The organism is Rathayibacter sp. AY1C9 (genome assembly GCF_002932315.1).
GTDB lineage: Bacteria > Actinomycetota > Actinomycetes > Actinomycetales > Microbacteriaceae > Rathayibacter.
On the sequence record NZ_PSVZ01000024.1, the window covers coordinates 26,267 to 50,693 of the forward strand.

Below are 24,427 nucleotides of genomic sequence, written 5' to 3' on the forward strand. Positions count from 1 at the left end.
ACGCTCCCAGGAGAAGAGGACGGTGACGGTCCTCTTCTCGGAATACCCTCGGGACGTGCCCACGACGACCGAGCGGCTCCTCCTGCTCCTCTCCCTCCTGCAGACCCGCCGCGACTGGCCGGGCGGAGTGCTCGCCGAGCGCCTGGGGATCGCGCCGCGCACGGTGCGTCGCGACGTCGACCGACTCCGCACGATGGGCTACCGGATCGACGCGGCGAAGGGCCCCGACGGCGGGTACCGGCTCGAGGCCGGCGCCGAGCTCCCGCCGCTGCTCTTCGACGACGAGCAGGTGCTCGCCCTCACCGCCGCCCTGCGCGCGCCGATCGCGGGGCTCGAGGAGGCGTCGGCCCGTGCGCTGGCGACGGTGCGGCAGGTCCTGCCCGCCCGGCTCCGGCCCCGAGCGGATGCGCTGCGCTTCACGGTCGCGGCGGCGCCGGCTCCCGCGGTCCCCTCGGAGCGGCTGGTCGCGGTCGCGGCGGCCGTCCGGGCCTCGGAGGTGCTCCGCTTCGCGCACGCGGAGGCGGTGCGCCGCGTCGAGCCCCACCACCTGGTCGCGCGTCAGGGCCGCTGGTACCTCATCGGCTTCGACCTCGACCGCGACGACTGGCGGGTGTTCCGCGTCGACCGGCTCGAGCCGCGCTCACCCCGCGGTGCCCGCTTCCGCCGCCGGGCGCTGCCGGTCCGGAGTCCCGCCGAGTTCCTGGAGGCGCGGTTCCGCGGCGGAGCGCCCGGGGAGGGGTGGCCGTGCCGCGGCTCGGTGGTGCTGGAGGCGCCCGCCGCCGAGGTCCTGCCCTACGCGGGCGACGGGGAGGTGGAGGACCTCGGCGACGCGGGCTGCCGACTCGCCCTCGGCGCCTGGTCGTGGGAGGCGCTCGCCGCGTCGTTCGGCCGGTTCGACGCTCCGATGGCCGGGGCCGAGCCGCCCGAGCTGGCCGCCGCGTTCCGCGTGCTCGCGGAGCGGTACGCCGCGGCGGGAGCCTGACAGGACCGCGGCGGCCGTCCGGCGCCGCTACTTCACCGAGTACCGGGCGCTCCCCGTGCTGCCGTCCGCCGTCGTGACCGTCAGCGTCCAGCAGGTGCCCCGCTTCGCGGGCACCGTCCACGCCTTCACGTAGCGGTTCGTCGCGGTGTCGTAGCGGAGGCGTCCGGTCAGGGTGGTCGTCGGCGCTCCGGTGAGGACGGCGCCGGCGGTGCAGGAGGTCTGCTTCTGCGTGACGCTGCGCACGTCGGCGAGGGCGGAGTGGCGGAACGTTCCCGCGGAGGACGTCGAGGTCACCTGGAACGTCATGCCGGTCGCGGCTCCGGCGGCCACGCTCTTCACCGAGGTGCTGAGCCCGCCGACCGTCCACGGGGTCACGGTGTAGGACGCGGTGAGGGTCGAGACGTTGCCCGCCCGGTCGGTCGCGGTCGCCCGGTACACGTGCGGTCCGACGGAGCGGCCGCCGCCCGTGATCACGCAGTCGCCGGTGAGGCCCGAGAGCGCGTCGTCCGCGAGGCAGCGCGCCTCCGGGAGCACGGTGCCGAAGGGGTAGGATCCCTCGGGCCTCGACGTGAACGAGAGCTGCGGCTTCGTGGTGTCGATGGCGATGCCGCTGCGGGTCGTCGTGGCGCGGTTGCCCGCGTTGTCGACGGCGGTGCCGGTGACGCTCTGGCCGGGGCCCTCGCGCAGGATCCGCGCGGGGGTGCAGCTGCGGATCCCGGAGCCGCTGCCGTCGGCGCAGGAGAAGCCGACGGAGACGGGGGAGCGGAACCAGCCCGCGGCGTTCGGAGCCGTCGGCGCGGTCGTCGCGGCGATGGTGGGGACGCCGGTGTCGACGATCCGGTAGGTCGCGGCGGCGGTCGTGGTCAGTCCTCCGGGGTCGGTCCAGGTGCAGGTCGCCGTGCGGGTGCCGAGGCCGTTCACGAGCGTGCCGGTGACGACGGCCTCCTCGCTGAACGTTCCGCTCTCCGCATCCGTGATCGCGCAGGCGGCCCTCGGCTCCGAGCCCTTCTCGTAGGAGGCGCCGTCGGTGGCGTAGGCGACCGTCACGACGGGCGGGGTGTTCGCGGGGACCACGGTGACCGTGTGCGGCACGCCGGCCGTGGTGCCGTACGCGTTCCGCGCGCTCACCGTGAAGGTGGAGTCGCCTGCGGTGGTCGGCCTGCCCGAGACGACGCCCTCCGGCGAGAGGGTCACCCCCGCGGGAAGGGCGCCGGACGAGACCTCGAAGGTCGCGGCCGGGCCGGACGCCGTGAAGGTCGCGGAGTAGCGGGTCCCGGCCTTGACGAGCGTCTCGGCGGTGTCGGCGGTGAGGGTCGGCAGCGGGCCGATCGCGAAGGCGTGGTTGAAGCCGACCGCGATGCCGGTGGCGCCGGTGATCCCGGCCGGGACGTCCAGCTCCGTGTCGCCGTCGGGGTGAAGGGAGACGACGGTGCCGTCGGACGTCAGCAGGACGCTGAAGCCGATGCCGGCGGCGATCGCGGTGATGCCGCCGAGATCGGCGGGGACCCGCGGCAAGCCGGAGTCGGCGGGGTCGCCCCAGGTGACGACGGTGCCGTCCCGCTTCAGGGCGAGGCTGTGGGAGTAGCTGACCGAGACGGCGACGACGTCGCGGAGGCCTGCCGGGGCGGTGTACGCGCCCCTGTCGTCGCCGCCCCACGCCACGACCGTCCCGTCGGCGCGCAGCGCGAGGCTGTTCCAGCCGCCCGCGGCGATCGCGACCACTCCGGAGAGACCCGCCGGCACGTCGGTCGCTCCGAACTGATCGGAGCCCCAGGCCGCCACGGTCCCGTCGCCCCGCAGAGCGAGGGTGTGGTGGCTGCCCGCGGCGACGGCGGTCACGCCGCCGAGTCCGGCCGGGACGTCGGTCTGGCCCTGACGGTCGTCGCCCCACGCGACGACCGTCCCCTCCATCGTGAGGGCGATGCTGTGGAGGTACCCGGTCGAGATTGCCGTCACCTCGCGGAGCCCGGCCGGCACGTCCCGCTCGCCCTCCAGATCCGCTCCCCAGGCCTCGACGGTGCCGTCGGTGTGGAGCGCGAGGGTGTGGCTGTAGCTGCTCGCGACGTCCGTGAGGTCGGACATGCCCGCCGGCACGTCCCACTCCCCGTTGAGGTAGCGCCCCCAGGCGGCGACGCCGTTGGCGAGGTGGTCGTTCCCGACCGGCACCGGGTCCGGCTCGGCGGAGGCGAGGGGAGCCGCGGTGCCGGCGAGCAGGGCGACGGTCGCGGTCAGAGCGAGCAGAATGCGGCGCAGACCCGCGGCGGTGCGGGCGGGGCGCGGAGAAGCGGGGTCGGTCACGGGCTCACGCTAGGGGCCGGCTCTCCTCCGCGGCGGGGGCGGGGGCGCCCTGTAGCGGACATGTCCTCTAGAGGGCGGAGCGCCGCTCCTCCAGGGCGGAGCCCGCGCCCTCCAGGGCGGAGCCTGGCCCCTCGGGGCCCGCGGCGGAAGGGCTTGCCCGGATCCGCGGCGGGCGATTGGCTGGAGGGCAGGAGAGAGAGGTGTCACCATGACGCAGACCTTCCCCGCCTGGTTGCGGGATCAGCAGAAGAGGGACGACGAGGTCGGCCGCTTCGCGCAGGCCTTCGGCGGTCGCGACGACCTGCCCGAGCACGGCGGCCGCGCGATCTACGACGGCTACTTCGCCAGCGAGCCCGAGTCGGCGCAGGCCGATCTGGACCGCGCCTGGATGGAGTTCGAGGCGCACCCCGAGCCGTCCGCCACGTCCGACGAGCCGGAGGGACTCCGATGAGCGACCAGACCCCGAGCCCCGTCGAGGACCCGGACGACCAGTCCGACAAGCCGTCGCAGGCCGAGGGCGAGGACGAGCGCGACACCCCGCACGAGGTCCTGCCCGCCGAGGGCAAGCCCTCGAAGGCCGAGGGCTGAGCCGACGCACTGAGCCGACGCACTCCCCGGAGGGGCGCATCCTGCAGAGGGTGCGCCCCTCCGTCGCGTCAGCGCCCGGTGACCGCCAGCAGCTCGTGCGCCGCGGCGCTGTCCGGGTAGCGGGAGAGCGCGCGCTCCAGATCGCGCCGAGCCGGAGCCGTGCGCCCGTCCGAGAGGAGCGTGCTCGCGCGCTCGAGCAGCGCCTCCGCCCGCAGCTCCACGGGCCGCGCACTGGTGACGGTCGGGCGCACCACCCGGTCGAACGCCTCGAGGGCGCCCTCGATCACGCCGAGCTCGCGAAGAGCGACGCCGCGGCGGGTGAGCACCGCGGCGGAGGCGGCGTCCACGTTCTCGACGGGCGCCGAGAACTCGGCCACGTCGCTCCAGCGGCGGCGGGCGGAGTAGAGGGAGGCGAGCGTCGACGCCGCGAGGGTCGACAGCTCCAGGGTCTCGACCGCCACGACAGCCGCGGTCGGATCCATCGGTGCTGCCAGCTCGGCGTAGAGCAGGCGCAGCGCCGGGGCGTCGAGCGGCACATCCACGTCGAGGCCGCCGCTCAGCGGCAGGCGGACGGTCAGCGCGATCCCGTAGCGGCGGAGGAAGGAGTCGGCCGACGGGTCGTAGCGGATGCGCACCAGCCAGCCGGTGAGCCGCAGAGCGCGATCGTCGTCCGCGGAATGCAGGGCGTCGCGGACGAGCTCGACGACGGCCGCGAGGCGCGAGCCCTCGGGGGAGCCGGTGGTCGCCTCGTGCAGGTCCTCCGCCGGCGCCCCGGCGCGCACGAGCCGGAGCAGGGGCGCCTCCCACGCCGGAGCGAGGGCGGAGGGGCGCACGAGACCCGGCCCGCCGGGCATGCGGAGCCAGCCGGACAGCCGGGAGCGGTGGTCCTCGGGGGAGAGCGGGTCCCCGGCCGCTCGGAGCCGGGGGCGTGTGAGGGCGCGGAGCTCACCGCTCCGTCGGAAGCCGACTGCCACGGCCGATCCCCCTCCGCGTGCGGCGGCGGCTGAGGACCGTCGATCCGCCGAGTCTACGGCGTCGCCCCCCGCCGTCACCCCCGAACGGGGAGCGACGCGCTGGCGGCGATCCCCCGCCTCCCGTCGTCGCCCCCCGGCGCTGTCAGGCGCCGATCGAGCCCGCCGTGCGCAGCGGCATCACGTCGGGCTTCTCGGCGGTGCTCGCGATCGTCACGACCGCCTTCTCCTCGTTCGAGCGGAGCACGGCGTCCATGATCTCGAGCACGTGCAGGGCCACGCGGCCGGAGGCGCGGTGCGGGCGGTCCTCCGCGATCGCCTCCGCGAGGTCGGCCAGTCCCACTCCGCGACCGGTGTCGATCACGCCGGCGGAGTCGGGGACGACCCGCCAGTCCTCGTCGCGGACGGCGACCTCGACCGGGTCCGAGAACATGTTCGGATCCGGGACCGAGATGGTGCCCTCGGTGCCGTAGACCTCGAACTTCGGGGCCCGGCTGCGCCAGACCTCGAAGCTCACGGTGACGGTCGTGGCGACTCCGCTCGCGTGCTCGAGCAGCGCGGTGATGTGCGTGTCGATCGTCACCTCGATCGGCGTGCCCGCCTTCGGCCCGGTCTCGATCGTGCGCGGGCGGTCGGAGCGGGTGGCCAGACCCGTGACGCGGACGACCGGCCCGAAGAAGTGCACGAGCGCCGTCAGGTAGTACGGGCCCATGTCCAGCAGCGGGCCGCCGCCGGGCTGGTAGTAGAACTCGGGCGCCGGGTGCCAGCGCTCGTGGCCGGGAGCGGCCCAGTGCACCTGCGCGGCGATCGGGGTGCCGATCGCGCCGGAGTCGAGGGTGAGGCGCGCGGTCTGCACGCCGGTCCCGAGCACCGTGTCCGGGGCGCTCGCGAAGCGCAGGCCCAGCTCGTCCGCGAGGTCGAGCATCGGCGCGGCCTCGGCCGGGTTCAGCCCGAGCGGCTTCTCGGCGAAGACGTGCTTGCCCGCCTTCAGGGCGCGGGTGCCGATCTCGACGTGCGCCGCCGGGATCGTGAGGTTCAGCACCGCGTCGATCTCCGGGTCGTCGATCAGCGCGTCGACGGTGAGGGCGCGGACGCCCTGCTCGTCGGCGACCTGCTGCGCCCGCTCCTGGTTCAGGTCGGCGACCGCGACGAGGCGGAGGCCGGGGAAGGTCGGGAGGTTCGCGAGGTACTGCTCGCTGATCTTCCCGACGCCGATGATGCCGACTCTCAGCGGGACGCCCACAGCATTCCCCTCTCGATGATCGTGCGGACGTTGTCGTCCTGGAGGATCTCGACGCGGTGGCCCGGCGTCGAGACGAAGATGCGGCCCTCGCCCCAGAGGCGGGTCCAGATCGCGGGGGAGGTGATGGGGCGCTTCCACGGGTCCCACGGGCGGACGGCCTGCGTGGTCGTGGCGAGCACGTCGTTGTAGTCGTCGTGCAGCACCCAGTACTGCTCCGTGACCAGCTCGAAGTCGGTGATGCCCTGCGTGATCGGGTGGTCGGCGGCGAGGGCCGTCATCTCGATCGTGTGCGGCATGTAGTTGTCCGACTGCTCGCCGGTGCGCTCGTCCGGGTGCTTGCCGGGGTGCGAGGCGAACTGGCCGCCGATCAGCTGCAGGTAGTCGGAGTTGTCGCGGTAGGAGTCGGCGATCCCGCCGTGCCAGCCGGCGAGGCCTGTGCCGCGCTCGACCGCCGCGCGGAGGCCCAGGAACTCCTCCCACTGGATGGAGGTCATCGTGTTCGACTGCACGATCAGGTCGACGGTCCGCATGTACGCCTCGTCGGCGTACACGGCGGTCGACTCCTCGACGCGCACCTCGTAGCCGTTGTCGCGGAGGAACGGCAGGAACAGCTCGGTCGCCTCGACCGGTTGGTGGCCGTCCCAGCCCCCTCGGACGACGAGGGCCGTCTTGCCGGGAGTGGTCGGGGAGTGGTCGGTCATCGTCGTCCTCACGTGCGGGCGGATCGCTCCGCGGTTCGTCATCGAACAGGACTTGCGCAACTTCTGCGCGGGAGCCCCGGCGTCCGACCATCATGCACCGCGATTCCCGGCGGGAGCAAGCCGTCCTGCCGCAGGGCTAGTTGCGAAAGTCGGCATCCGCTACGGTGAGCACATGCCCGACCACGACGACGTCTCCGGAGCGACCACCCGCCCGACCATGGCGCTCATCGCCGAGCGCGCCGGGACCAGCGTCCCCACCGTCTCGAAGGTGCTCAACGGCGGCACCGACGTCTCGGAGGCGACCCGTCTGCGCGTGATGGAGGCGGCGCACGCGCTCGGCTACCGCCGCCGACCGCGTCTGCGCCCGCCGGTCGAGGATCCGCACTCCGCCCAGATCGTCGACGTCGTCGTCGGCCACATCGGCGGCACCTGGATCGGACCGGTCCTCGAGGGGATCGAGGCCGAGGCGTCCGCCGCCGGGGTCGACCTGGTGCTCACCCGCGCCCGCGACGACGGCGCCTGGATCAGCCGCCTCCTCCGCCGCCCCTCGCTCGGCGCCATCGTGGTGCTGGTCAACGTCTCGGCCGCGCAGCTGCACCTGTTGACCACCGCCGAGCTGCCCGTCGTCGTCGTCGACCCCAGCACGCGGCCGCCGGCCGACGTCGCGAGCGTCGGCGCGACCAACTGGGACGGGGGCCGCATGGCCGCCGAGCACCTCCTCGACGCCGGCCACACCCGCTTCGGCGTCCTCGGCGGCACCCGCACCCAGCTCTACAGCAGCGCCCGGATCGACGGCTTCACCACCGCGCTCCGCGCCGCCGGGGTCGAGGATCCGCGCGTCGCCTACTGCGACTGGGACCGCGAGCTGGCCCGCGAGGCCGCCGGGCTGATGCTCGCCGAGCCGGACGCGCCGACCGCCTTCTTCGCCTGCTCCGACGTGATGGCGCTCGGCGTCTACGAGGCCGCCGACGACGCTGGCCTCCGCATCCCGCGAGACCTCAGCGTCATCGGCTTCGACGACGTCGAGGAGTCGGCCTGGGCGACCCCGCCGATGACCACGATCCAGCAGCCCATCGGCGAGATGGGCGCCATCGCCTTCCGGATGCTGCACCAGGCGCACCGGTCGGCGACCCCGCTCGCCTCGGGAGCCTCGGCCACCCGCATGGAGCTGGAGACGCGGCTGATCCGCCGCGCCTCCGTCGCGCCCGTGCGCGTCTAGCGCCGCCCGCTCGCCCTCCCACCCCGCCCCCCTCGGGATCGATGCGTCACGAACGGCCCCTCTCCCGCGCCCGTGACGACCGTTCGTGACGCATCGACCCCGGTGGGCGCCGCGGAGGGCAGCGACCCGGGTCGCACCGCCTATGCTGCCCGGATGCGCAGCGCGACCGGGGGGATGGTGGTCGCGTCGTTCGTCTCGCGGATCCTCGGGTTCGTCCGGCTGGCGCTCCTGATCGTGGCGGTCGGCGGCACGAGCGCGTCGGTCGGCGGGCAGGTGTTCGAGGTCGCGAACTCCGCGCCCACCTACCTGTACGGGCTCATCGCGGGCGGGGTGCTCGGCGCGGTGCTCGTGCCGAAGATGGTCCGGGCGCGGGCCGACGGACCGGAGGGCGTGCGGACCCTCGAGCGGCTGCTCACCGTCTGCCTCGGCGGAGCGGCGCTCCTCACGGCCGCCTGCACGCTCGCGGCGCCGCTGATCGTCGGGCTCTACGCCGGGGGCTGGTCGGCCGACTGGGCTCTGCTCGCCACCCAGATGGCCTACTGGTGCCTGCCGCAGATCTTCTTCTACATCGTCTTCGCCGTCTTCTCGCAGCTGCTCAACTCCGCCGAGAAGTACGGGCCGGGCGCGTGGGCGCCCGCCTGCGCGAACGTGATCTCGGTGCTCGGGATCGCGGTGTTCCTCCTGATCCACCCCGAGGCGGCGTCGACACCCGCCGACGAGTGGACGCCGGAGATGGTGGCGCTCCTGTGCGGCACTGCCACTGCGGCGATCGTGGTGCAGGGGGTGATCGCGGTCGCGTTCTCGCGGTCCGTCGGCGTCCGCCTGCGGCCGCGCTTCGGCGTCGCCGGGCTCGGCGGAGTGTCGCGGGACGCGGTCTGGGTGTTCCTCGGCGCCCTCGTCGCAGAGGTGTCGTACATCGTCGTCTCGAACGCGGCGACGGCGGCCGGCCAGGCCATGAACCGCGCCGGCGTCGACGGGCCGAGCCTCAACTCCTTCTCGAGCGCGCAGCTGCTGCTCCTGCTGCCGCACGGCATCCTGGTCGTCTCCGTCGCCACGGCGATGTTCACGCCGCTCAGCCGGGACCTGCACCGCGGCGATCGGGCGGCCGCGGCGGTGAACCTCCGACGGACCGAGGACGCGGTGCTCGCCGTCACTCTGCTCGCGACGCTCCTGTTCGTCGCGGCGGCGCCACTGCTCACGCAGCTCGTCTTCGGCACACCGGTGATCGGCGGAGTCCTGCAGCTGCTCGCCCTGAGCCTGGTCGGCTTCAGCCAGACCTACGTCCTCAACCGGGCGATGTTCGCGCTGGGTCGGGCCCGCGACTCGCTGGCGACCCAGGTCGTCTCGGCCGTCGGCGTCGCGGCGGGGGCGCTCGTCGGCGGGCTCCTCCTGCCTGCCGAACTCGTCGTGCCGGCGATCGCGGGCGGCACCGCCCTCGGGACCACGGCCGCGTGGGCCCTCGCCCACCGGCTGGTCCGGCGCCGGATCGGCGTCGTGCCGCAGCCGACCCGGGACTGCCGCGCCGCTCTCGTCGCGGCGCTGGTCGCAGCCTGCGCGTCGGTGCCGCTCGGCCTGCTGCTCGCCGTGCCCGCCGACCGCCTCGCGGCCGGCGCCGTGCTGCTGCCGGTCGGACTCGCGATCACCGCCCTGTTCGTCGTCGTGCACCGGGTCGTCGGCGGGCGCTGGCTCTGGTCGCTGGTGCTCGCGCCGCTCTGAGGGGCTGCGCGTGCGGTCCCGCAGCCCCGACCCTCAGTGCCCCGCGCCGAGGTTCCCGGCGAGGCGGCCGTGCATCCGGGTGGAGGCGTCGTTCATGCCCTCGATCACGGCGCGGGTGCCGTGGCGCTCGTACTTGGTCGTGACGGCGTCCAGCGCGGCGACGGTCGAGGCGTCCCAGATGTGGGAGCCGGAGAGGTCGATCACGACGTGCGCGGGGTCCTCTGCGTAGGAGAACTGCGTGGTCAGGTCGTTGCTGGAGGCGAAGAACAGCTCGCCGGTGACCGTGTAGTGGGCCGTCGATCCGTCGGCCGAGAGGGTGCGCTCGACGGTCGCGAAGTGGGCGACCCGGCGGGCGAAGACGACCATGGCGGCGAGGACGCCGACGACGACTCCGATCGCCAGGTTGTGGGTGAGGACGACCACGACGACCGTGGCGATCATGACGACCGTCTCGCCCACGGGCATCCGCTTCAGGGTCGACGGGCGGATGCTGTGCCAGTCGAACGTCGCCACCGAGACCATCACCATCACCGCGACCAGCGCGGCCATCGGGATGATCGCGACGAGGTCGCCGAGCGCGACGACGAGGATCAGGAGGAACACGCCGGCGAGGAAGGTCGAGATGCGGGTGCGGGCGCCGGACGCCTTCACGTTGATCATCGTCTGGCCGATCATCGCGCAGCCGCCCATGCCGCCGAACAGGCCGGAGAGCACGTTCGCGGCGCCCTGCCCGAGCGACTCCCGGGTCTTGCGGGAGGGGGTGTCGGTGATGTCGTCGACGAGCTTCGCAGTCATCAGCGACTCGAGGAGTCCGACGAGCGCCATCGCGACGGCGTACGGCGCGATGGTCGTGAAGGTCTCCCAGGTCAGCGGTACGTTCGGCAGGAACAGCTCGGGGAGGCTGCGGGGCAGCTCGCCCTGATCGCCCACGGTGGGGACGGCGACCGCCGTGACGACGACCGCCGCGGTGATGAGGACGATGGCGACGAGAGGCGCCGGAACGGCCTTCGTCAGGCGCGGCATCACCACCATGATCACGATGCCGACGGCGACCAGCGGGTAGACCAGCCAGGGCACGCCGATCAGGTTGGGGATCTGCGCCGAGAAGATCAGGATCGCCAGCGCGTTCACGAATCCGACCATCACGCTGCGGGGGATGAAGCGCATGAGCTTCGCCACTCCGAGCAGCCCGAGCACGATCTGGAGCACGCCCGCGAGGATCACCGTCGCGATGAAGTAGTCCATTCCGTAGTCGCGGGCGACGGGGGCGATCACCAGGGCGACGGCGCCGGTGGCGGCGGTGATCATCGCGGGGCGGCCGCCGAGGAACGCGATCGACACGGCCATCACGAACGACGAGAAGAGGCCGACCCGCGGATCCACGCCCGCGATGATCGAGAACGAGATCGCCTCGGGGATGAGCGCGAGCGCGACCACGAGGCCGGCGAGGACCTCGCGGGTCAGGATGCGGGGGGTGCGCAGCGCCGTCATCACGGTGGGCTCGGCGTGCGGGCGGGCAGGGGTCTTCGAAGCGAGGGCCATCGCGGCGGCTCCAGGGAGTGGGAGGGGTGCTCGACGAGGAGCGCGGAGGGCTGCGGCATCGGGTCGGCGGAAGCGGGCGGGGATGCCAAGCTTGCAGAGGCGTGTCAGCAGCACGGGCAACCCTACCCTCACGTAAGGGTAGATCTGAAGGGGTGAGCAGGATCGGCACCATGCACATCGGCGAGCTCGCCGAGCGGACCGGCCTCTCGCTCCGGACCCTGCGCCACTACGACGAGATCGGCCTCGTGAAGGCGTCCGGCCGCACCGAGGGCGGCTTCCGCCTCTACACGTCCACCGACTACGACCGCCTGATCCTCATCCGCCGCATGAAGCCGCTCGGCTTCTCGCTGGAGGAGATGGCCGCGCTGCTCCGCGTGATCGACACCCTCGAGGCCGAGGGCGACGACGCCCCGGCCGAGGTCCGCGCGCAGCTCGACGGCTTCGTCGCGCAGGCCCGCGAGCGCCGCGAGGCGCTGAGCGCCCAGCTCGCGATGGCCGACGAGTTCGTCGAGCTGCTCACCAGCCGCTGAGCCCGGCCGCCTGCGCGATCGATGCGTCGCGAACGGCTCCCACGCGGCTCCGATGACGACCCTTCGCGACGCATCGGATCCTCGGGAGCGCGGGAGAGCCGCTCAGGTCGCGCTCGCGTCGGGGAGCTGCTCCGGGCAGTCGCCGCCCGGCTCGGTGGCGAGCTCGAAGTGCCAGATCTCGTTCGCGTAGATCTGGCAGAGCCCGTAGTCGGTGCCGTGCTGCGCGAGCCGGCTGTCCGCGTCCGTGTAGCCGATGTCGACCGCGCCGCCGGTGAGGTGAGCGGAGGAGGTGACGGATGCGACGCGGCGGCCGCGGTCCGACGGCGGCCGTCAGCCGCGCGGGCCGCGGGCCAGCAGGGCGTGCAGCAGCGGCAGCGCCGACGCGATCATCAGCACGGTCCCGAAGCCGCTGTCGTCCGGGCGCACGACGGCGCCGGCGATCAGCAGTCCCGCGAACAGCACGGCCGAGATCACGCGGCGGACGGTGCCCTCGAGCCGGTTCAGCCGGCGCTCGATGGTGGGGACGGTGACCGCGAGCTCGCCGTCGTCGAGGGTCGTGACGAGCTGGTCGAGTCGGCGCGGCAGGCGCCAGATCAGGCCGAGCGTGTCGACGGCCTGCTTGCCGACGTCCTGCACGACGGAGCCGCGCTCCTCGCGGATCAGCTGCTGCGCGTAGGGCTCGACCGAGTCCCACAGGTTGAAGGCCGGGTCGAGCGCGCTGCAGACGCCCGAGGTCAGCGACATCGCGCGGATGACGAGCAGGAAGTTCTCGGGGAGCTGGAACGGCAGCGCGCGCACGACGTCGCCGAACTGCACGGCGAAGTCGCGGAACTCGCGCGGATCCACCTCCCGCAGCTCGGCGAAGCCCATGCCGCCGAAGCGGGCGAAGAGCTGCGTGAGCGCCCGCTCCAGCTCGCGGGAGTCGGCCGAGGGGAGGAGGACGCCGACCGCGCGGGCCGCGTCGACGAGCCCCTTGCCGTCGCGGGAGGCGGCGGCGATCAGCATCCGGCGCAGGCCCGCACGGGTGCTCGGCGGCACCTCGCCCATCATCCCGAAGTCGATGAAGGTGAGGCGCCAGGGCAGCTCGCCCCCGGGGGTCGGCGTGACGAAGACGTTGCCGGGGTGCGGATCCGCGTGGAAGTAGCCGTTGGTGAAGAGCTGGTCGAACATCACGGCCGCGAAGACCGGAGCGACCTCCCGCGGATCGATCCCGGCGGCCAGCAGCGCGGCGTGGTCGGTGATCTTGATCGCGGTGACGTCCTCGAGCGTGAGGACCTTGCGGGTCGAGCGCTCCCAGACCACGTCCGGGACGGCCACCCGGGCGTCGCCCGCGAAGTCGGCGGCGAAGCGGACGGAGTTGGCCGCCTCCTGCAGGTAGTCGATCTCCTCGAGGCTGGTGACCGCGAACTCCTCGACGAGCGCCGGGGCGTCGACGCGGTCCGAGACGAGGCGCACGTGGCTGAGCCAGCCGCCGACGCGGCGCAGAGCCGCGAGGTCGACCTCGACGATCTGGTCGATCCCCGGCCGCTGCACCTTCATGATGGCGGCGGAGTAGCCGGTGTCCTCGGCGTCGGCGGGGGCGAGCCGGGCGCGGTGGGCTTGCCCGAGAGAGGCGGCGGCGACGGGCGACTCGTCGACTCCGGCGTACGCGCGCTCGAGCGGCAGCCCGAGCTCGGACTCGGCCAGCGCCCGGATCCGCGGGAACGGGACGGGCGGGACCTCGTCCTGCAGCCCCTCCAGCTCCCGGGTGATCTCGGGCGGCAGCACGTCCAGGCGCGACGACATGAACTGGCCGACCTTGATCATCAGGCCGCCGAGGTCGACCGCGAGCACGTGGAAGCTGCGGGCGAAGCGGCGCATCCGGCCGGGCCGGGTGCGGAGCGCGACGCGCGTGAGCCCCACCCGCGGCAGGAGCAGGTCGAAGAACCAGGTGACCGCGAGATGCCACGCGGCGAAGCGGAGGATCCGGCGGTAGCGCCGCCGGTCCTCCCGCTCTCGGTGGCCCGGGGCGGCAGGACCCGGGCTGACCGAGGCCACCCGGGTCAGTCCTGCGCGAGGATCGCGTACAGGCGGCGGCGCACGTCCTCGAGTTCGGCGACGGCCTTGCGGATCTGCTCGGGGGTGCCCGAGCGTCCGACCTGGGCCGCGGCCTGGGCGAGCTCGAGGCCCGCCTTGGGCAGGGCGCCGAAGTCGACGTGGTCGGAGTCGTTCCACGGGGTCGAGGTGCCGTGCTCGGCGACCGTCGCGCGGCCGGCGTCGGTCAGCGTGTAGGTCTTGCGGCCGTTCTGCTCGTCGGCCGTGATGAGGCCCTCGTCCGCGAGGAGCTGGAGGGTCGGGTAGACCGAGCCGGGGCTCGGCTTCCAGTCGCCTCCGCTGCGCTCCTCGATCTCGCGGATGATCTGGTAGCCGTGCATGGGCTGCTCGGCGAGGAGCGCGAGCACCGCGGTGCGCACGTCCCCGCGGCCGACCCGGGAGCCGACGCGCTTCTCCATGCGGGAGCGGGCCTGCTCCATCGCGCGCCAGATGCTCTCGATGGGCGTGCCGGTGCCGAACGCGCCGGTCGATGACGATCCGTTCATGATGACCTCCTGTTTCTCCGAACGATACTCAGCGATATGGGTGGCGACTGTGAACGACTGCCGCGTCGGCTCAGAGCTTCGCGAGCTTCGCCCGGGCGACGAGGAACAGCCCGTACATGACCAGTCCCGCGCTGACGAGGGTCAGGGCGATCGTGCCGTACGGAGGGACGTCGAGGAAGCGGATGGCCCCGTCGAGCCCGGTCGCCTGGCGGGCGTCGCCGGTCAGCGCCGCGACCACGAAGATCCCGCCGGCCAGGCCCAGAGCGAGCCCCTTCGTGATGTAGCCGGTCGCGCCGAGGATCAGCACTGCCGTCCCCGTCGGGCCCTCGGGGATGCGGACGAGCTTGCGGAAGCCGCGCCGGATCCCGATCGCGACGAAGCCGATCCCGCTGCCCAGCACGATCCCGCCGACGATCACGAGGATCACGACGCCGACCGTGCTCGTCAGCAGCTCGGTGTTGATGCGGCGGATCGTGGCCGAGGAGCTCGTCGAGCCGCCGAGCGCGAAGACGAGCGTGGTGCCCGCGAGCGTGAGCGAGGCGAAGCCTTTGCCCGACTCGACGATCCGGCGGCCCAGGCGGGCGGGGAGCCCCGGCGCGGAGGAGCGCCCGCCGAGGGAGAGCTGCCAGAGGCCGAGCGCGACCAGCCCGACCAGCGCAGCCCAGACCACCACGAGCCCGACGGGGGAGTCGGCCATGCGCCCGATCGCTCCGGACGCGTCCGCCTCCCGCGAGGTCTCGTCGCTGACCGCGACGCGCAGGGCGAGGCCGCCGATCAGGAGGTGGATCAGTCCGTTGACGGCGAAGCCCGTGCGGGCGAGGCGCCGGAAGCGCCGGGTCCGGACTCCGGCGCGCGGCGACGGCACGCTCGCAGTGGACATCGCGCAACCCTCTCATCCCCGGCGGCCCCGGCGCCTCCTGACCCGCCGACGCGCGCGTGGCAACCCTCTCCCCGGCCGGGGTGCCCGAGTCGTGGGATGGAGGTGCGGCGCGGTTCGCACCGCAGCAGGACGAGAGAAGGAACCCCATGCGTGCACGCCGACGTCGCGCGGGCGGTCGCCGAGGGCCGAGGCGGGGCGGACGTCCCGGACCGGTCCCGGGCAGGGGAGGGCGGCGACGATGACCGGAGCGACGCTCCTCGTCCGCCGCCCGTCGAGCCCGGCCTCGCGGGTGCTGGTGCTCTACGCGACGGCGGTCGAGCTGGAGCTGCTGGTGGCCGCGCTGCTCGGACTCGCCGAGGCGACGCCGTGCCTCGACGTGCGGGTGGCGGCGAGGTCGCGGGCGGCGGTCCTGCTGGCGACCGTCGATCCGGAGGCGGTGCTGCCGCTGGCCGAGGCGCGGCGGGTCCGCGTCGGGCTCCGCCGCGAGCGCGAGGAGCTGGAGCGCGGCGGGGTCGGGTGCCGGCACGTCGTCGAGGCGCGGGTCGGCGGTCGGTGAGGGGATGCCGGGATGTCGGCTGATCGGCGTCTCCGCGGTGCTGAACGGGGGGTGCCCTGATCCGTGTGCGAGCGGGCGGCTGACCTCAGACTGGGGAGGCCGCTCTCCGCAGCGACTCCGCGCCTCCCTCCCGATCCGACAGGACCCGGCATGCCGCTCAGCTCCGACCGCCCCGCCGTCGCCGATCCGCGGCGCCGCTCCTTGGTGCAGGCCGCGTGGGCCGCTCCGGTCGTGATCGCCGTCGTCGGCGCTCCCGCCGCGATGGCGTCGACCTCGGCGGCTCCCACCCTCTACGTCTTCTTCACGGGCGTGGGCGATTCGGGCGACGTCTTCCTGGAGCTCCTCGCCGGCGACGGGACGCCGCTCCAGCAGCAGTTCGAGTTCCAGGGCGTTCCCCGCGGCACGGACGCCTGGGTCACGGCTTTCCGACCGAGCACCGACGCGTCGGGGATCTTCCGGGCCCGGATCCCCGCCACGCTCACCGCGGCCTACTCCGCCCTCCGTATCGTCGTGCGGGTTCCCGGATTCGCCGAGCCGCTGATCAGCCAGGTGCAGAGGCTGCCCTTCGAGGCCTGAGCGCGGGCATGTGTACGGCTCGAGGCCCGTCCGACAGCGCCGCCGCTCACTTCTCCCGTCGGCGGCGACGCTGTTGCCGGACCACGACCGCCGTGAAGAAGGCGGCGGAGAGGACGAGCAGCGCCGCGACTCCGACGAGCAGGAGTCGGGCGGCCACGAGGAACTCCTCCATCGGAGCCTCCGACAGCAGCATCTGGATCGCCGCGACCGCATGCACCAGTGCGATCCCGCAGAGGATCCGCCGGGTGTTCGCGATCCACCGCCACCCGTCGAGGTCCGGATGCGGCCGCTCGACCTCGGCCTGCTCCGCCTCGAAGTCCGCGATGAGCTCCCCGAGATCCCCGAGGTCCAGCGGCGACTCCGGCGGAAGCGCCAGCAGTCTCCGCAGGCGCTCCTCCGTGCTCGCTCCGGTCCGCTCCATCACTGCGACGAAGAGCCGGCGCTCGCGAGCAGTCGTCCACCCGGGCACGAGGACGCCCCAGCGGCCGGCCTGATCGTCGTAGCCCTCGTCGCGATAGGTCTGCGCGAGCAGCTGCCGCGCCTCGAGGGCGAGCGGATCCGCGTCGATCCGCGAGCGCAGCTCGCTCCGCCGCGCTCTGAGCCGACGCCGCTCGTCGGCTTCCGCTCGATCCATCCGGTCAGTATGGCGCCCCGCGATCGCTCCCGGCCGATCCGTCGAGCTCACCGACCAGAAGACGCGGCTCGGAGGAGGGATGTGGCGGTCGGACGCCCCTCCGAGCGCCCGTCGAGACCCACCTGCCGGGCGTCTAGAGGGCCGCAGGCCTCGTGATGAAAGTTGTCTCCAGGTAGGGCAGCTCGGCGCGGGCGAAGACCGCAGTGAGGACGCGGTCCTCGAACGCGACGCCGAGGCCGACCACGAGGGCGTCGGTGTCCACGCGCATCCCGTCGCGTGCCACGCCGTCCACCAGGACCGGGACGCCGTGCTCGACGGCCGACTCGGTCACGGGCCTGAGCAGGTCTCCCGGCAGGCCGCCGCGCACCCGCTCGTTCCGGAACTGATTGATCAGCACGTGCTCGAGGTGTTGCACCAGCGCCTGCTCGGGAGTAGCCCAGGGCCCGTCGGAGTCGAGGGGCACCGTGGTCCTCACGGCTTCCCAGAGCATCGGGTGCCTCATCTGCTCGCGGACCTTCATCAGGCTGTCGGGGAGCGGCCGACGCGGCGGCCCGTCGAGCTCGGCCCGCAGGTCGTCGTCGAGGTCGGCCAGGTTCACCGGATCGCTGCGGTCGTCCGGATTCCGCCACAGAGCGTAGGAGAGGGATGCGGACTCGAGGTGGGTCCGCCCCTCCGACGTGGTACTCACGGTCGAGACGCCGAGCTCTTCGATCGACGGCTGAGGCGTCAGCGCGAAGAGGGGCCCGCCGAAGCGTGCCGTCACCTCGTCGGGCGTCGGAAGCTCGAACTCCTCGGACGGTCCAGGATCCACCACGAACATGCGCCTCAGCCTGCCCGCGGCCCACGCCGCGTGCAACGGCTGCGCGCGATCCGACGCGCGGCCGTCGCGACCGGTCCGGGGGAGCGTCCCAGCCCGCCCTCCTCGAGGGAACAGCACCGCCCCGTCAGCAGCAGCCGCAGGCCTCGGAGTCCTCGCTCGTGAGCGCGGAGATCGGCGTCGTGCAGGACTCGCCGCGCCAGGCCTCCAGGCTCTCGCGGACGGCGACCGCGGCGATCACGAGGCCGGCGACGGGGTCGGCCCACGTCCATCCGAGCGTGCTGTTCAGCAGCAGGCCCACCAGGACGGCGGCGGAGAGGTACGAGCAGAGGAGCGTCTGCTTCGAGTCCGCGACGGCCGAGACCGAGCCGAGCTCGCGGCCGGTCCGGCGCTCGAGCAGGGAGAACGCGGGCATCACCAGCAGGCTGACGGCGGCCAGCACGATGCCGACGGGCGAGTGCTGGGCCTCCGAGAATCCGAGCAGCGCCCGGATCGAGTCGACGGCGACGAACGCGGCCAGGCCGAGGAACGAGACGGCGATCACCCGCAGGGCGGTGCGCTCGCGCGCCTCCGGATCGCGGCCCGAGAACTGCCAGGCGACGGCCGCGGCGGAGAGCACCTCCACCACGGAGTCGAGGCCGAAGGCGACGAGCGCGGTGGACGACGCGACCGTCCCGGCGGCGAGGGCCACGATCGCCTCCACCACGTTGTAGGCGATGGTCGCGCCGACGATCCAGCGGATCCGCCTCTGCAGCACGCGGCGGCGGGCGGGGAGGAGCGGAGCGCGCAGGGCGGTCATGCGCAGCGGCAGTCGTCGCCGGAGCAGCAGTCCGGATCGACGACGAGGGCCAGGCGGAGCAGGTGGTCGAGCGCCCCGGCGATCCGGGTCTCGGCCAGCCGGTACCAGGTGTACCGGCCGTCCTTCACGGCCTCCACCAGCCCGCATCCGCGGAGGCAGGCGAGCTGGTTCGACATCACCTGCCGCGAGACCCCGAGCGCGTCCGCGAGGTCGGAGGGGACGGCCGGAGCCTCGCGCAGCGCGAGCAGGATCCGGGACCGCGTCTCGTCGGCCAGGGCGGATCCGAGGCGCGCGAGGGCAGCGGAGTGGGTGAGGGTCGCGGTGGCGGGCACGGGAGCAACGGTACACGCGATGCTGTATCGAGCGCGAGGGCGGTCGTCTCTCCTCGAACGGGTGAGCTCCCCTCCTGCTCCCCCCGTCGGGTGGGCGGACGGGCCGCACTGCCGCGGATCCCCGGGGCCGGCCTCCACGGCGCGCCCCGAGCGGCCCGCGCGCCGTGCCAGGATCCCCTTGATCACGGCGCCCGTCCGCCGCTCCGCCGCTCGGTCTCCTGGAAGGGCCACGGACCCGCCTTGCTCGATGCCACGACCCTCCGCGTCGCCTTCGGGGTCACCGCCCTCACCCTCTTCCTGCTGTTCGCGCTGGTCACCTACCGGTCGACGCGCTCGTCCTTCAGCTTCTGGTGGTGCACGGCGCTCGCGCTGTTCATGGGCGGCTCGCTCGCCTACCTCCGCGACGGCACGGCCGACCAGGTGTGGGCGAATCCGCTCGGCAACGGGCTCATCGTGGCCGGCGCCGCCGCGGTCTGGGCGGCGAGCCGCTCCCTCCGCGGCAGGCCGACGCCGTGGTGGCTGGTGGTCGCTCCGACCGTGGTGGTGACGGGCGTGTCCAGCCTCGACTCGCCCGCCGTCAACGACTGGTCGGGAGGGCCGCTCTACCTCGCCTCGATGGCGCTCCTCATCGGCCTGTCGACCCGCGAGATCGCGCTGCTCGGCGCCGGACGCTCGCGCACGCGCTGGCCGCTGCTGCTCAGCTCCGGCGCCCTCTCCCTCTACTACGCGCTCCGGTTCGCCGTGTTCCTGGCCGCGGGGCTGCGCAGCGAGCTGTTCGCGACCTGGTTCGGGACCCCGACCACCACGCTGATCACGCTGGTGCTGCTGGTCGTGGTGTCGTTCAGCATGGCGTCGCTCAGCGGCGAGCAGGTCGCGCAGATGCTCACCGCCGGCGCCGCCCGCTCGCGGCAGGAGCTCGCCGACGGCGAGAGGGTGCAGCGGCGGCTCGAGCCCCGCTCGGTCCCGGACCTCCCGGGCTACGACGTCGCCGGCGCCTGCGTGCCCAGCGGGACGGTGAGCGGCGACTTCTTCGACTGGCGCTGCACGCCCGACGGGCTCGCCGTCACCGTCGCCGACGTCATGGGCAAGGGGGTCGGCGCCGCGATGATCGCGGCCACGGTCCGCGCCGCCCTGCGCGTCACTCCTCCCGCCCTCGGCCCCGCGGCGACGATGGCGCTCATCGACCGGGTCGTCGAGCCGGATCTGTCGGCGAACGACGCGTTCGTCACGCTCCTCCACCTGCGGCTCAGCGCCTCGACCGGCGACATCGCGCTCGTCGACGCCGGGCACGGACTCGGGATCGTCTGCCGCGCCGACGGCTCGCGCGAGCGCATCCCCTCCGCCCATCTGCCGCTCGGCCTCCTCGGCACGCAGGAGTGGGAGCCGACCGGCCTCCGGCTCCACCCCGGCGACCTGCTGCTGATCTGCAGCGACGGCGTGCTGGACCTCTTCGACGGCTCCCTCGCCGCCCTCGACCGGGTGGCCGACGCGGCCGTCGCCGCCCCTGCGACCGCCGCCGCTGCGGTCGCCGGCGTCACCCGCCTGGCGGCCGAGGGGCTGCTGGCCGACGACGTGACCGTGGTCGCGATCCGGCGGACCTCGGGGAGCTGACCCGGCCTCAGCCCCGCCCCGCCTGCAGCCGGAGCCCGGCCAGCAGCAGGTCGAGGCCGGAGCGGAACACGTCGAGGTCGTCGTGCGTCGCCATGACGTCGGCCGCGTGGTGGCCGAAGGGGAACTCCTCCGGATCGAGGGCGCGCCAGCGGTCGGCCAGGTGCTCGAGGAACTCGCCCCTCTCCATCCCGCTCTCGAGGAACTCGCGGGGCGGCGGCTGCGCCAGGTCGGCCGCGACTCCGACGACGTAGCTGACGATGGACGACACGGCGTGGAACCGCTGCCGGGGCGTCAGGTCGAGAGCCATGAGCTGCTGCCCGAGGCGCTCGTACATCGCCATCGAGTTGGGCTGCACCCCGGTCGTGCGGAGCATGTAGAGGCCGAACCAGGGTCGGCGGACGCACTCGTCGAAGAGGGCCAGTGCGACGGCGCGGACGTTGTCGATCGGGTCCGGCCCGTGGGTGAGCGGCTCGCTGTCGGCGAGGACCCGACCCATGACCTCGTCGGTCGCCCGCTCCAGCAGCTCGTCGCGGCTGCCGACGTACCAGTAGATGCTCGCCACACCGCCGCCGAGTCGGGCCGCGAGCGCGCGGAACGTGAGGGCCGACTCCCCGGACTCGTCGAGGATCGCGATCGCCTCGGCCAGCACGGTGTCGAGCGAGTGCGACGCTCGGCGGCGGCCCCGGGCGGGGGAGGGCGCGGCAGCGGTCTCCGTCGGGCGATCTGCAGGCATGGCTTGCATCTTACCGAACGGCGTTCCATACTATCGAACGCCGTACGAGAGTCGAACGGCGTTCGATAGGAAGGCGCCTCGATGTCCGCTCCGACGACCACCTCCGCCGAGTCCCGCGCTCACACCTCCCTCCGCTCCGCGGCACTCCCGCTCGCCGCTCTCTGCCTCGCGTTCTTCGTCGAGATGGTCGACAACACGCTGCTCTCGATCGCCCTCCCGACGATCGGACGCTCACTCGACGGGTCGACCGCCGGACTGCAGTGGGTGACCGGTGCCTACTCCCTGACCTTCGGCGGGCTGCTGCTGACAGCCGGGTCCGCCGCCGACCGGTTCGGCCGCCGCCGCGTGCTCCTCACCGGCCTCGCCGCGTTCGGGCTGATCAGCCTCGCCGTCGTCCTCGTCACCGACATCGGCCAGCTGATCGCCCTCCGCGCGGCGCTCGGCTGCGCCGCGGCCGCCATGGCGCCCGTCACGATGTCGCTGGTGTTCCGGCTCTTCGACGACGAGAGGCTCCGCATGCGGTCGATCACGATCGTGATGATCGTCGGGATGTCCGGCATGGTCCTCGGCCCCCTCCTCGGCGGCTCGATCCTCAGCACCGTCAGCTGGCAGTGGCTGCTCGTCGTCAACGCCCCGATCGCGCTGCTGGTCTGGATCGGCGTGCGCCTCGGAGTCCCCGCGGACCAGCGCGCCGACCTCACCTCCGGTCGGCTCGACCTGCCGGGGACCGCCCTCACCGTCGCGGCGGTGGGGCTCGGCTGCTACACGCTCACCAGCGGAGTCGAGAACGGCTGGCTGTCGCTCCTCACGATCGCCTGCGCCGCGGGGACCGTCGCGGCCGTCGCGGGATTCGTCGTCCGCGAGCGCCGCGCCGTCTCGCCCATGATCGACCTCGCGATCTTCCGCGCCGGCCCCGCGCGGGGAGCGGCGCTCACGCAGCTCGGCGCCTCGGTCGCCTTCGCGAGCGTCCTGTTCGGCCTGATCCTGCACTTCCAGTACGCCTACGGCTGGAGTCCGGTGCGCGCCGGCCTCGCGAACCTGCCCGTCATCGTCACGATGCTCGCCGCCACTCCGATCACCGAGCGCCTCGCCGCGAAGCTGGGGCACCGCGCGGCCTGCCTGATCGGCACCGGGCTCCTGGTCGGCGCGCTGCTCGGGATGTCCTGGGCGGTGGACCGGGGCTACCTCGCGATCGCCGTGATGATGGTCGTGATGACGGTGGGCCTGCGGACGATCATGACCATCTGCGCCGTCGCCCTCGTCGAGGCGATGCCCGCGAACCGCACGTCGATCGGTGCGGCGCTCAACGACACGGCCCAGGAGATCGGCACCAGCATCGGCACGGCCGTCGTCGGCACGCTGATCGCCGCACTGGTGGCGACCACCCTCCCGGCGGGCGCGTGGAGCGCGGACCTCGTCCGGAGCTTCTTCGCGGGTGAGCGGGTCGCCTTCCTGGTCGTGGCGGTCCTCGTCGGCGTGATCGCGACGATCGGCTCGCTGTCACTCAGCGACTCCCGCTCCACCGAGGAGCCGGCGGCGGCCTAGTTCATCGGGTCGCGCCGGGCGTCCTCGAGGTCGGCGATGTCCGTGTACTCGAGGAAGTCCAGCGGCGGGATGTCCGTCATCTCCTCGCTCCAGGAGGGGCGCGCCGGCTGCATGCGGCGCGTCTCGAGCTCGATGTGGGCGATGACCTCCGCGTCGTCCGGCTCCTCCACCTCGCTGCTGTCGATCGGCAGCGACCAGAGCTGGCTCGCCGGCCCGATCAGCAGGTGGGCGTAGGCGCGGCCGCCGCCCTCGGTCAGGACCGGCACCGAGACGACGTCCGACTTGTTGACGTCCGCGAGGGCCCGGGCGTACCGGAGGACCGCCTTGCAGGTCAGGTCGCCGACGAGGAGGTGGCCGCTGGAGTAGTGCAGTTTCCGCATGCGACCAGCCTCCGCGCGCCGCCCGCGGGACCTCAAGAGGGTTGCCGCGGGGAGGCGGCTCCCCTAATGGGCCGGGAGGTCCCGCCCGATCGGGATCACCGCTCGGGGCGCCCGGCGCTCTCGCGGAGCTCGCGGCCGTCGGCGACGTCCTCGGCGTGCTTCTCCGCCTTCTTCTCGCTCTGCCGGGTGTCGCGGGGCGGGAGCTGGATGTGCTCCTCCGCCGGGATGCCCGCCTGCAGCTGGCGGCCTCGCTCGAGCTCGGCGTCGAACTCGGCCCCGAAGAGCAGGGCGAGGTTCGTGATCCAGAGCCAGAGGAGGAAGACGATCACGCCGCCGAGCGCGCCGTAGGTCTTGTTGTAGTTGCTGAAGTTGGCGACGTAGAACGCGAAGCCGGCCGAGGCCAGCGCCCACACCACGAGCGCGAGGAGCGAGCCCATGCTGGTCCAGCGGAACTTCGGCTGCCGCACGTTCGGCGACCAGTGGTAGAGGACCGCGACGATCACGACCATGATCGCGATCAGAATCGGCCACTTGGCGATGCTCCACACGGTCAGGGCGACCTCGCCGAGGCCGACGGCGTCGCCGATGGTCTGCGCGACGGGTCCGCTGAGCACGAGGATCAGCCCGGCGATCACGAGCAGGAGGACCGTCACGAGGGTGACGGCGAGCATCGTGGGGCGCAGCTTCCAGATCGGGCGGCCCTCGTCGATCTCGTAGACGCGGTTCATGCCGCGCCCGAAGGCGCCGACGTAGCCGGAGGCGGACCAGAGGGCGCCGAGGACACCGGTGACGAAGGCCAGACCGGCGGCGGGGCTGGAGGTGAGCTCCTGGATCGGGCCGCGGACCGTGTCGAGGACGTCGGCCGACACGAATCCGCCGGCGATCTCGAGCACGGTGTCGGTCGTGGTCTCGGCCTGGCCGAAGAGGCCGAGGATGGAGACGATCGCGAGCAGCCCGGGGAACAGCGCGAGGACGGCGTAGTAGGTCAGCCCCGCCGCGATGTCCGTGCACTGGTCGGCGCCGAACTCGCGGAGCGTCTTCTTGAGGACGTAGCCCCAGGAGCGCTTGGTGACCTCGGTCGGTCCGTCGGGCTTGCGGGAGTCGTCGGGGTCGGGCGCGGTGCGGTCGCGCTCGGTGCTGGTCTGGGCCACGGTCGTCCTCCATCTCGAGCGTCTGCGGATCGTCGGGGACGGAA

Annotated in this window: 25 protein-coding genes; 10 read left to right on the plus strand and 15 right to left on the minus strand. The window is 73.4% G+C overall.

All coding sequences use genetic code 11. The features are described 5' to 3' along the window. Positions 1–55 precede the first annotated feature (55 nt). Positions 56–982, plus strand: a complete 927-nt coding sequence (locus tag C5D09_RS14280) for a YafY family protein (RefSeq protein WP_258063344.1) — start codon at positions 56–58, stop codon at positions 980–982. A gap of 27 nt (positions 983–1,009) precedes the next feature. On the opposite strand, the gene C5D09_RS14285 is transcribed toward C5D09_RS14280, so the two are convergent. Then, on the minus strand, positions 1,010–3,280 hold the full coding sequence (locus tag C5D09_RS14285; RefSeq protein WP_104269614.1) for a putative Ig domain-containing protein: 2,271 nt from the start codon (positions 3,278–3,280) through the stop codon (positions 1,010–1,012). A 208-nt stretch (positions 3,281–3,488) separates the two neighbouring features. Here C5D09_RS14285 and C5D09_RS14290 point away from each other — a divergent pair, with 208 nt between their 5' ends. Together C5D09_RS14290 and C5D09_RS17595 are read left to right on the plus strand one after the other, a co-directional pair. Then, positions 3,489–3,731, plus strand: coding sequence for a hypothetical protein (locus C5D09_RS14290; protein WP_104227148.1), 243 nt, complete (start codon positions 3,489–3,491; stop codon positions 3,729–3,731). Beyond that, positions 3,728–3,868, plus strand: a complete 141-nt coding sequence (locus C5D09_RS17595) for a hypothetical protein (RefSeq protein ID WP_159940045.1) — start codon at positions 3,728–3,730, stop codon at positions 3,866–3,868. Before C5D09_RS14290 ends, C5D09_RS17595 begins: the two co-directional genes overlap by 4 nt. Before the next feature lie 68 nt (positions 3,869–3,936). On the opposite strand, the gene C5D09_RS14295 is transcribed toward C5D09_RS17595, so the two are convergent. The 3 genes from C5D09_RS14295 to C5D09_RS14305 all read right to left on the minus strand — a co-directional run bounded on the left by C5D09_RS14295 (position 3,937) and on the right by C5D09_RS14305 (position 6,783). After that, entirely contained in the window at positions 3,937–4,842 is a 906-nt protein-coding gene (locus C5D09_RS14295; RefSeq protein ID WP_104269615.1) for a tol-pal system YbgF family protein, read from the minus strand. Positions 4,843–4,984: 142 nt separating this feature from the next. Further along, positions 4,985–6,082 carry a Gfo/Idh/MocA family protein gene (locus C5D09_RS14300; RefSeq protein WP_104255953.1) on the minus strand — a complete coding sequence of 366 codons (1,098 nt, stop codon included), beginning with the start codon at positions 6,080–6,082 and terminating at the stop codon, positions 4,985–4,987. Continuing rightward, entirely contained in the window at positions 6,067–6,783 is a 717-nt protein-coding gene (locus C5D09_RS14305; RefSeq protein ID WP_104269630.1) for a ThuA domain-containing protein, read from the minus strand. The genes C5D09_RS14300 and C5D09_RS14305 overlap by 16 nt, the downstream gene beginning before the upstream one ends. Before the next feature lie 172 nt (positions 6,784–6,955). On the opposite strand from C5D09_RS14305, the gene C5D09_RS14310 reads away from it, so the two are divergent. Both C5D09_RS14310 and murJ read left to right on the plus strand, forming a co-directional pair. Then, positions 6,956–8,002 (plus strand): LacI family DNA-binding transcriptional regulator, encoded by a 1,047-nt coding sequence (locus tag C5D09_RS14310; protein WP_104224297.1) that lies wholly within the window; start codon positions 6,956–6,958, stop codon positions 8,000–8,002. A gap of 153 nt (positions 8,003–8,155) precedes the next feature. Then, complete coding sequence (murJ, locus tag C5D09_RS14315) at positions 8,156–9,718, plus strand: murein biosynthesis integral membrane protein MurJ (RefSeq protein WP_146085648.1); 1,563 nt, start codon at positions 8,156–8,158, stop codon at positions 9,716–9,718. A 33-nt stretch (positions 9,719–9,751) separates the two neighbouring features. On the opposite strand, the gene C5D09_RS14320 is transcribed toward murJ, so the two are convergent. Further along, positions 9,752–11,260, minus strand: coding sequence for a SulP family inorganic anion transporter (locus tag C5D09_RS14320; protein ID WP_104227143.1), 1,509 nt, complete (start codon positions 11,258–11,260; stop codon positions 9,752–9,754). A gap of 170 nt (positions 11,261–11,430) precedes the next feature. Between C5D09_RS14320 and C5D09_RS14325 the strand changes: the two genes are divergently transcribed. Further along, the gene (locus tag C5D09_RS14325; RefSeq protein ID WP_104224294.1) at positions 11,431–11,790 is read left to right on the plus strand and encodes a MerR family DNA-binding transcriptional regulator; all 360 of its coding nucleotides are present in this window, start codon (positions 11,431–11,433) and stop codon (positions 11,788–11,790) included. Between the two features lie 330 nt (positions 11,791–12,120). Here C5D09_RS14325 and C5D09_RS14330 read toward each other — a convergent pair whose 3' ends face one another. From C5D09_RS14330 to C5D09_RS14340, 3 genes are all read right to left on the minus strand, one after another. After that, on the minus strand, positions 12,121–13,827 hold the full coding sequence (locus tag C5D09_RS14330; protein WP_104269617.1) for an AarF/ABC1/UbiB kinase family protein: 1,707 nt from the start codon (positions 13,825–13,827) through the stop codon (positions 12,121–12,123). Positions 13,828–13,832: 5 nt separating this feature from the next. Next, on the minus strand, positions 13,833–14,369 hold the full coding sequence (locus C5D09_RS14335) for a PadR family transcriptional regulator (RefSeq protein WP_104224292.1): 537 nt from the start codon (positions 14,367–14,369) through the stop codon (positions 13,833–13,835). A gap of 70 nt (positions 14,370–14,439) precedes the next feature. Then, a complete protein-coding gene (locus C5D09_RS14340) occupies positions 14,440–15,249 on the minus strand; it encodes a DUF1206 domain-containing protein (RefSeq protein ID WP_104227140.1) in 810 nt (269 codons plus the stop codon). Between the two features lie 238 nt (positions 15,250–15,487). Between C5D09_RS14340 and C5D09_RS14345 the strand changes: the two genes are divergently transcribed. Both C5D09_RS14345 and C5D09_RS14350 read left to right on the plus strand, forming a co-directional pair. Continuing rightward, complete coding sequence (locus C5D09_RS14345; protein ID WP_104269618.1) at positions 15,488–15,805, plus strand: hypothetical protein; 318 nt, start codon at positions 15,488–15,490, stop codon at positions 15,803–15,805. A 150-nt stretch (positions 15,806–15,955) separates the two neighbouring features. Continuing rightward, positions 15,956–16,381 carry a hypothetical protein gene (locus C5D09_RS14350; RefSeq protein ID WP_104227139.1) on the plus strand — a complete coding sequence of 142 codons (426 nt, stop codon included), beginning with the start codon at positions 15,956–15,958 and terminating at the stop codon, positions 16,379–16,381. Positions 16,382–16,427: 46 nt separating this feature from the next. Here C5D09_RS14350 and C5D09_RS14355 read toward each other — a convergent pair whose 3' ends face one another. From C5D09_RS14355 to C5D09_RS14370, 4 genes are all read right to left on the minus strand, one after another. Next, entirely contained in the window at positions 16,428–17,015 is a 588-nt protein-coding gene (locus C5D09_RS14355; RefSeq protein ID WP_104269619.1) for a hypothetical protein, read from the minus strand. A 133-nt stretch (positions 17,016–17,148) separates the two neighbouring features. Continuing rightward, positions 17,149–17,829, minus strand: a complete 681-nt coding sequence (locus C5D09_RS14360) for a hypothetical protein (RefSeq protein WP_146085649.1) — start codon at positions 17,827–17,829, stop codon at positions 17,149–17,151. 130 nt (positions 17,830–17,959) lie between these two features. Beyond that, the gene (locus C5D09_RS14365) at positions 17,960–18,631 is read right to left on the minus strand and encodes a cation diffusion facilitator family transporter (RefSeq protein WP_104269621.1); all 672 of its coding nucleotides are present in this window, start codon (positions 18,629–18,631) and stop codon (positions 17,960–17,962) included. Further along, on the minus strand, positions 18,628–18,963 hold the full coding sequence (locus C5D09_RS14370) for a helix-turn-helix transcriptional regulator (protein WP_104234042.1): 336 nt from the start codon (positions 18,961–18,963) through the stop codon (positions 18,628–18,630). The genes C5D09_RS14365 and C5D09_RS14370 overlap by 4 nt, the downstream gene beginning before the upstream one ends. Positions 18,964–19,203: 240 nt before the next feature. Here C5D09_RS14370 and C5D09_RS14375 point away from each other — a divergent pair, with 240 nt between their 5' ends. Further along, positions 19,204–20,574, plus strand: a complete 1,371-nt coding sequence (locus C5D09_RS14375; RefSeq protein WP_104269622.1) for a PP2C family protein-serine/threonine phosphatase — start codon at positions 19,204–19,206, stop codon at positions 20,572–20,574. Positions 20,575–20,581: 7 nt separating this feature from the next. Here the strand turns inward: C5D09_RS14375 and C5D09_RS14380 are convergent, their stop codons facing one another. Continuing rightward, positions 20,582–21,307 (minus strand): TetR/AcrR family transcriptional regulator, encoded by a 726-nt coding sequence (locus C5D09_RS14380; protein WP_219812210.1) that lies wholly within the window; start codon positions 21,305–21,307, stop codon positions 20,582–20,584. Positions 21,308–21,388: 81 nt separating this feature from the next. On the opposite strand from C5D09_RS14380, the gene C5D09_RS14385 reads away from it, so the two are divergent. Next, complete coding sequence (locus C5D09_RS14385) at positions 21,389–22,852, plus strand: MFS transporter (protein ID WP_104269623.1); 1,464 nt, start codon at positions 21,389–21,391, stop codon at positions 22,850–22,852. On the opposite strand, the gene C5D09_RS14390 is transcribed toward C5D09_RS14385, so the two are convergent. Beyond that, the gene (locus C5D09_RS14390) at positions 22,849–23,232 is read right to left on the minus strand and encodes a hypothetical protein (RefSeq protein WP_104269624.1); all 384 of its coding nucleotides are present in this window, start codon (positions 23,230–23,232) and stop codon (positions 22,849–22,851) included. The genes C5D09_RS14385 and C5D09_RS14390 overlap by 4 nt on opposite strands. A gap of 95 nt (positions 23,233–23,327) precedes the next feature. Then, a complete protein-coding gene (locus C5D09_RS14395; RefSeq protein WP_104269625.1) occupies positions 23,328–24,383 on the minus strand; it encodes a YihY/virulence factor BrkB family protein in 1,056 nt (351 codons plus the stop codon). Positions 24,384–24,427 lie beyond the last annotated feature (44 nt).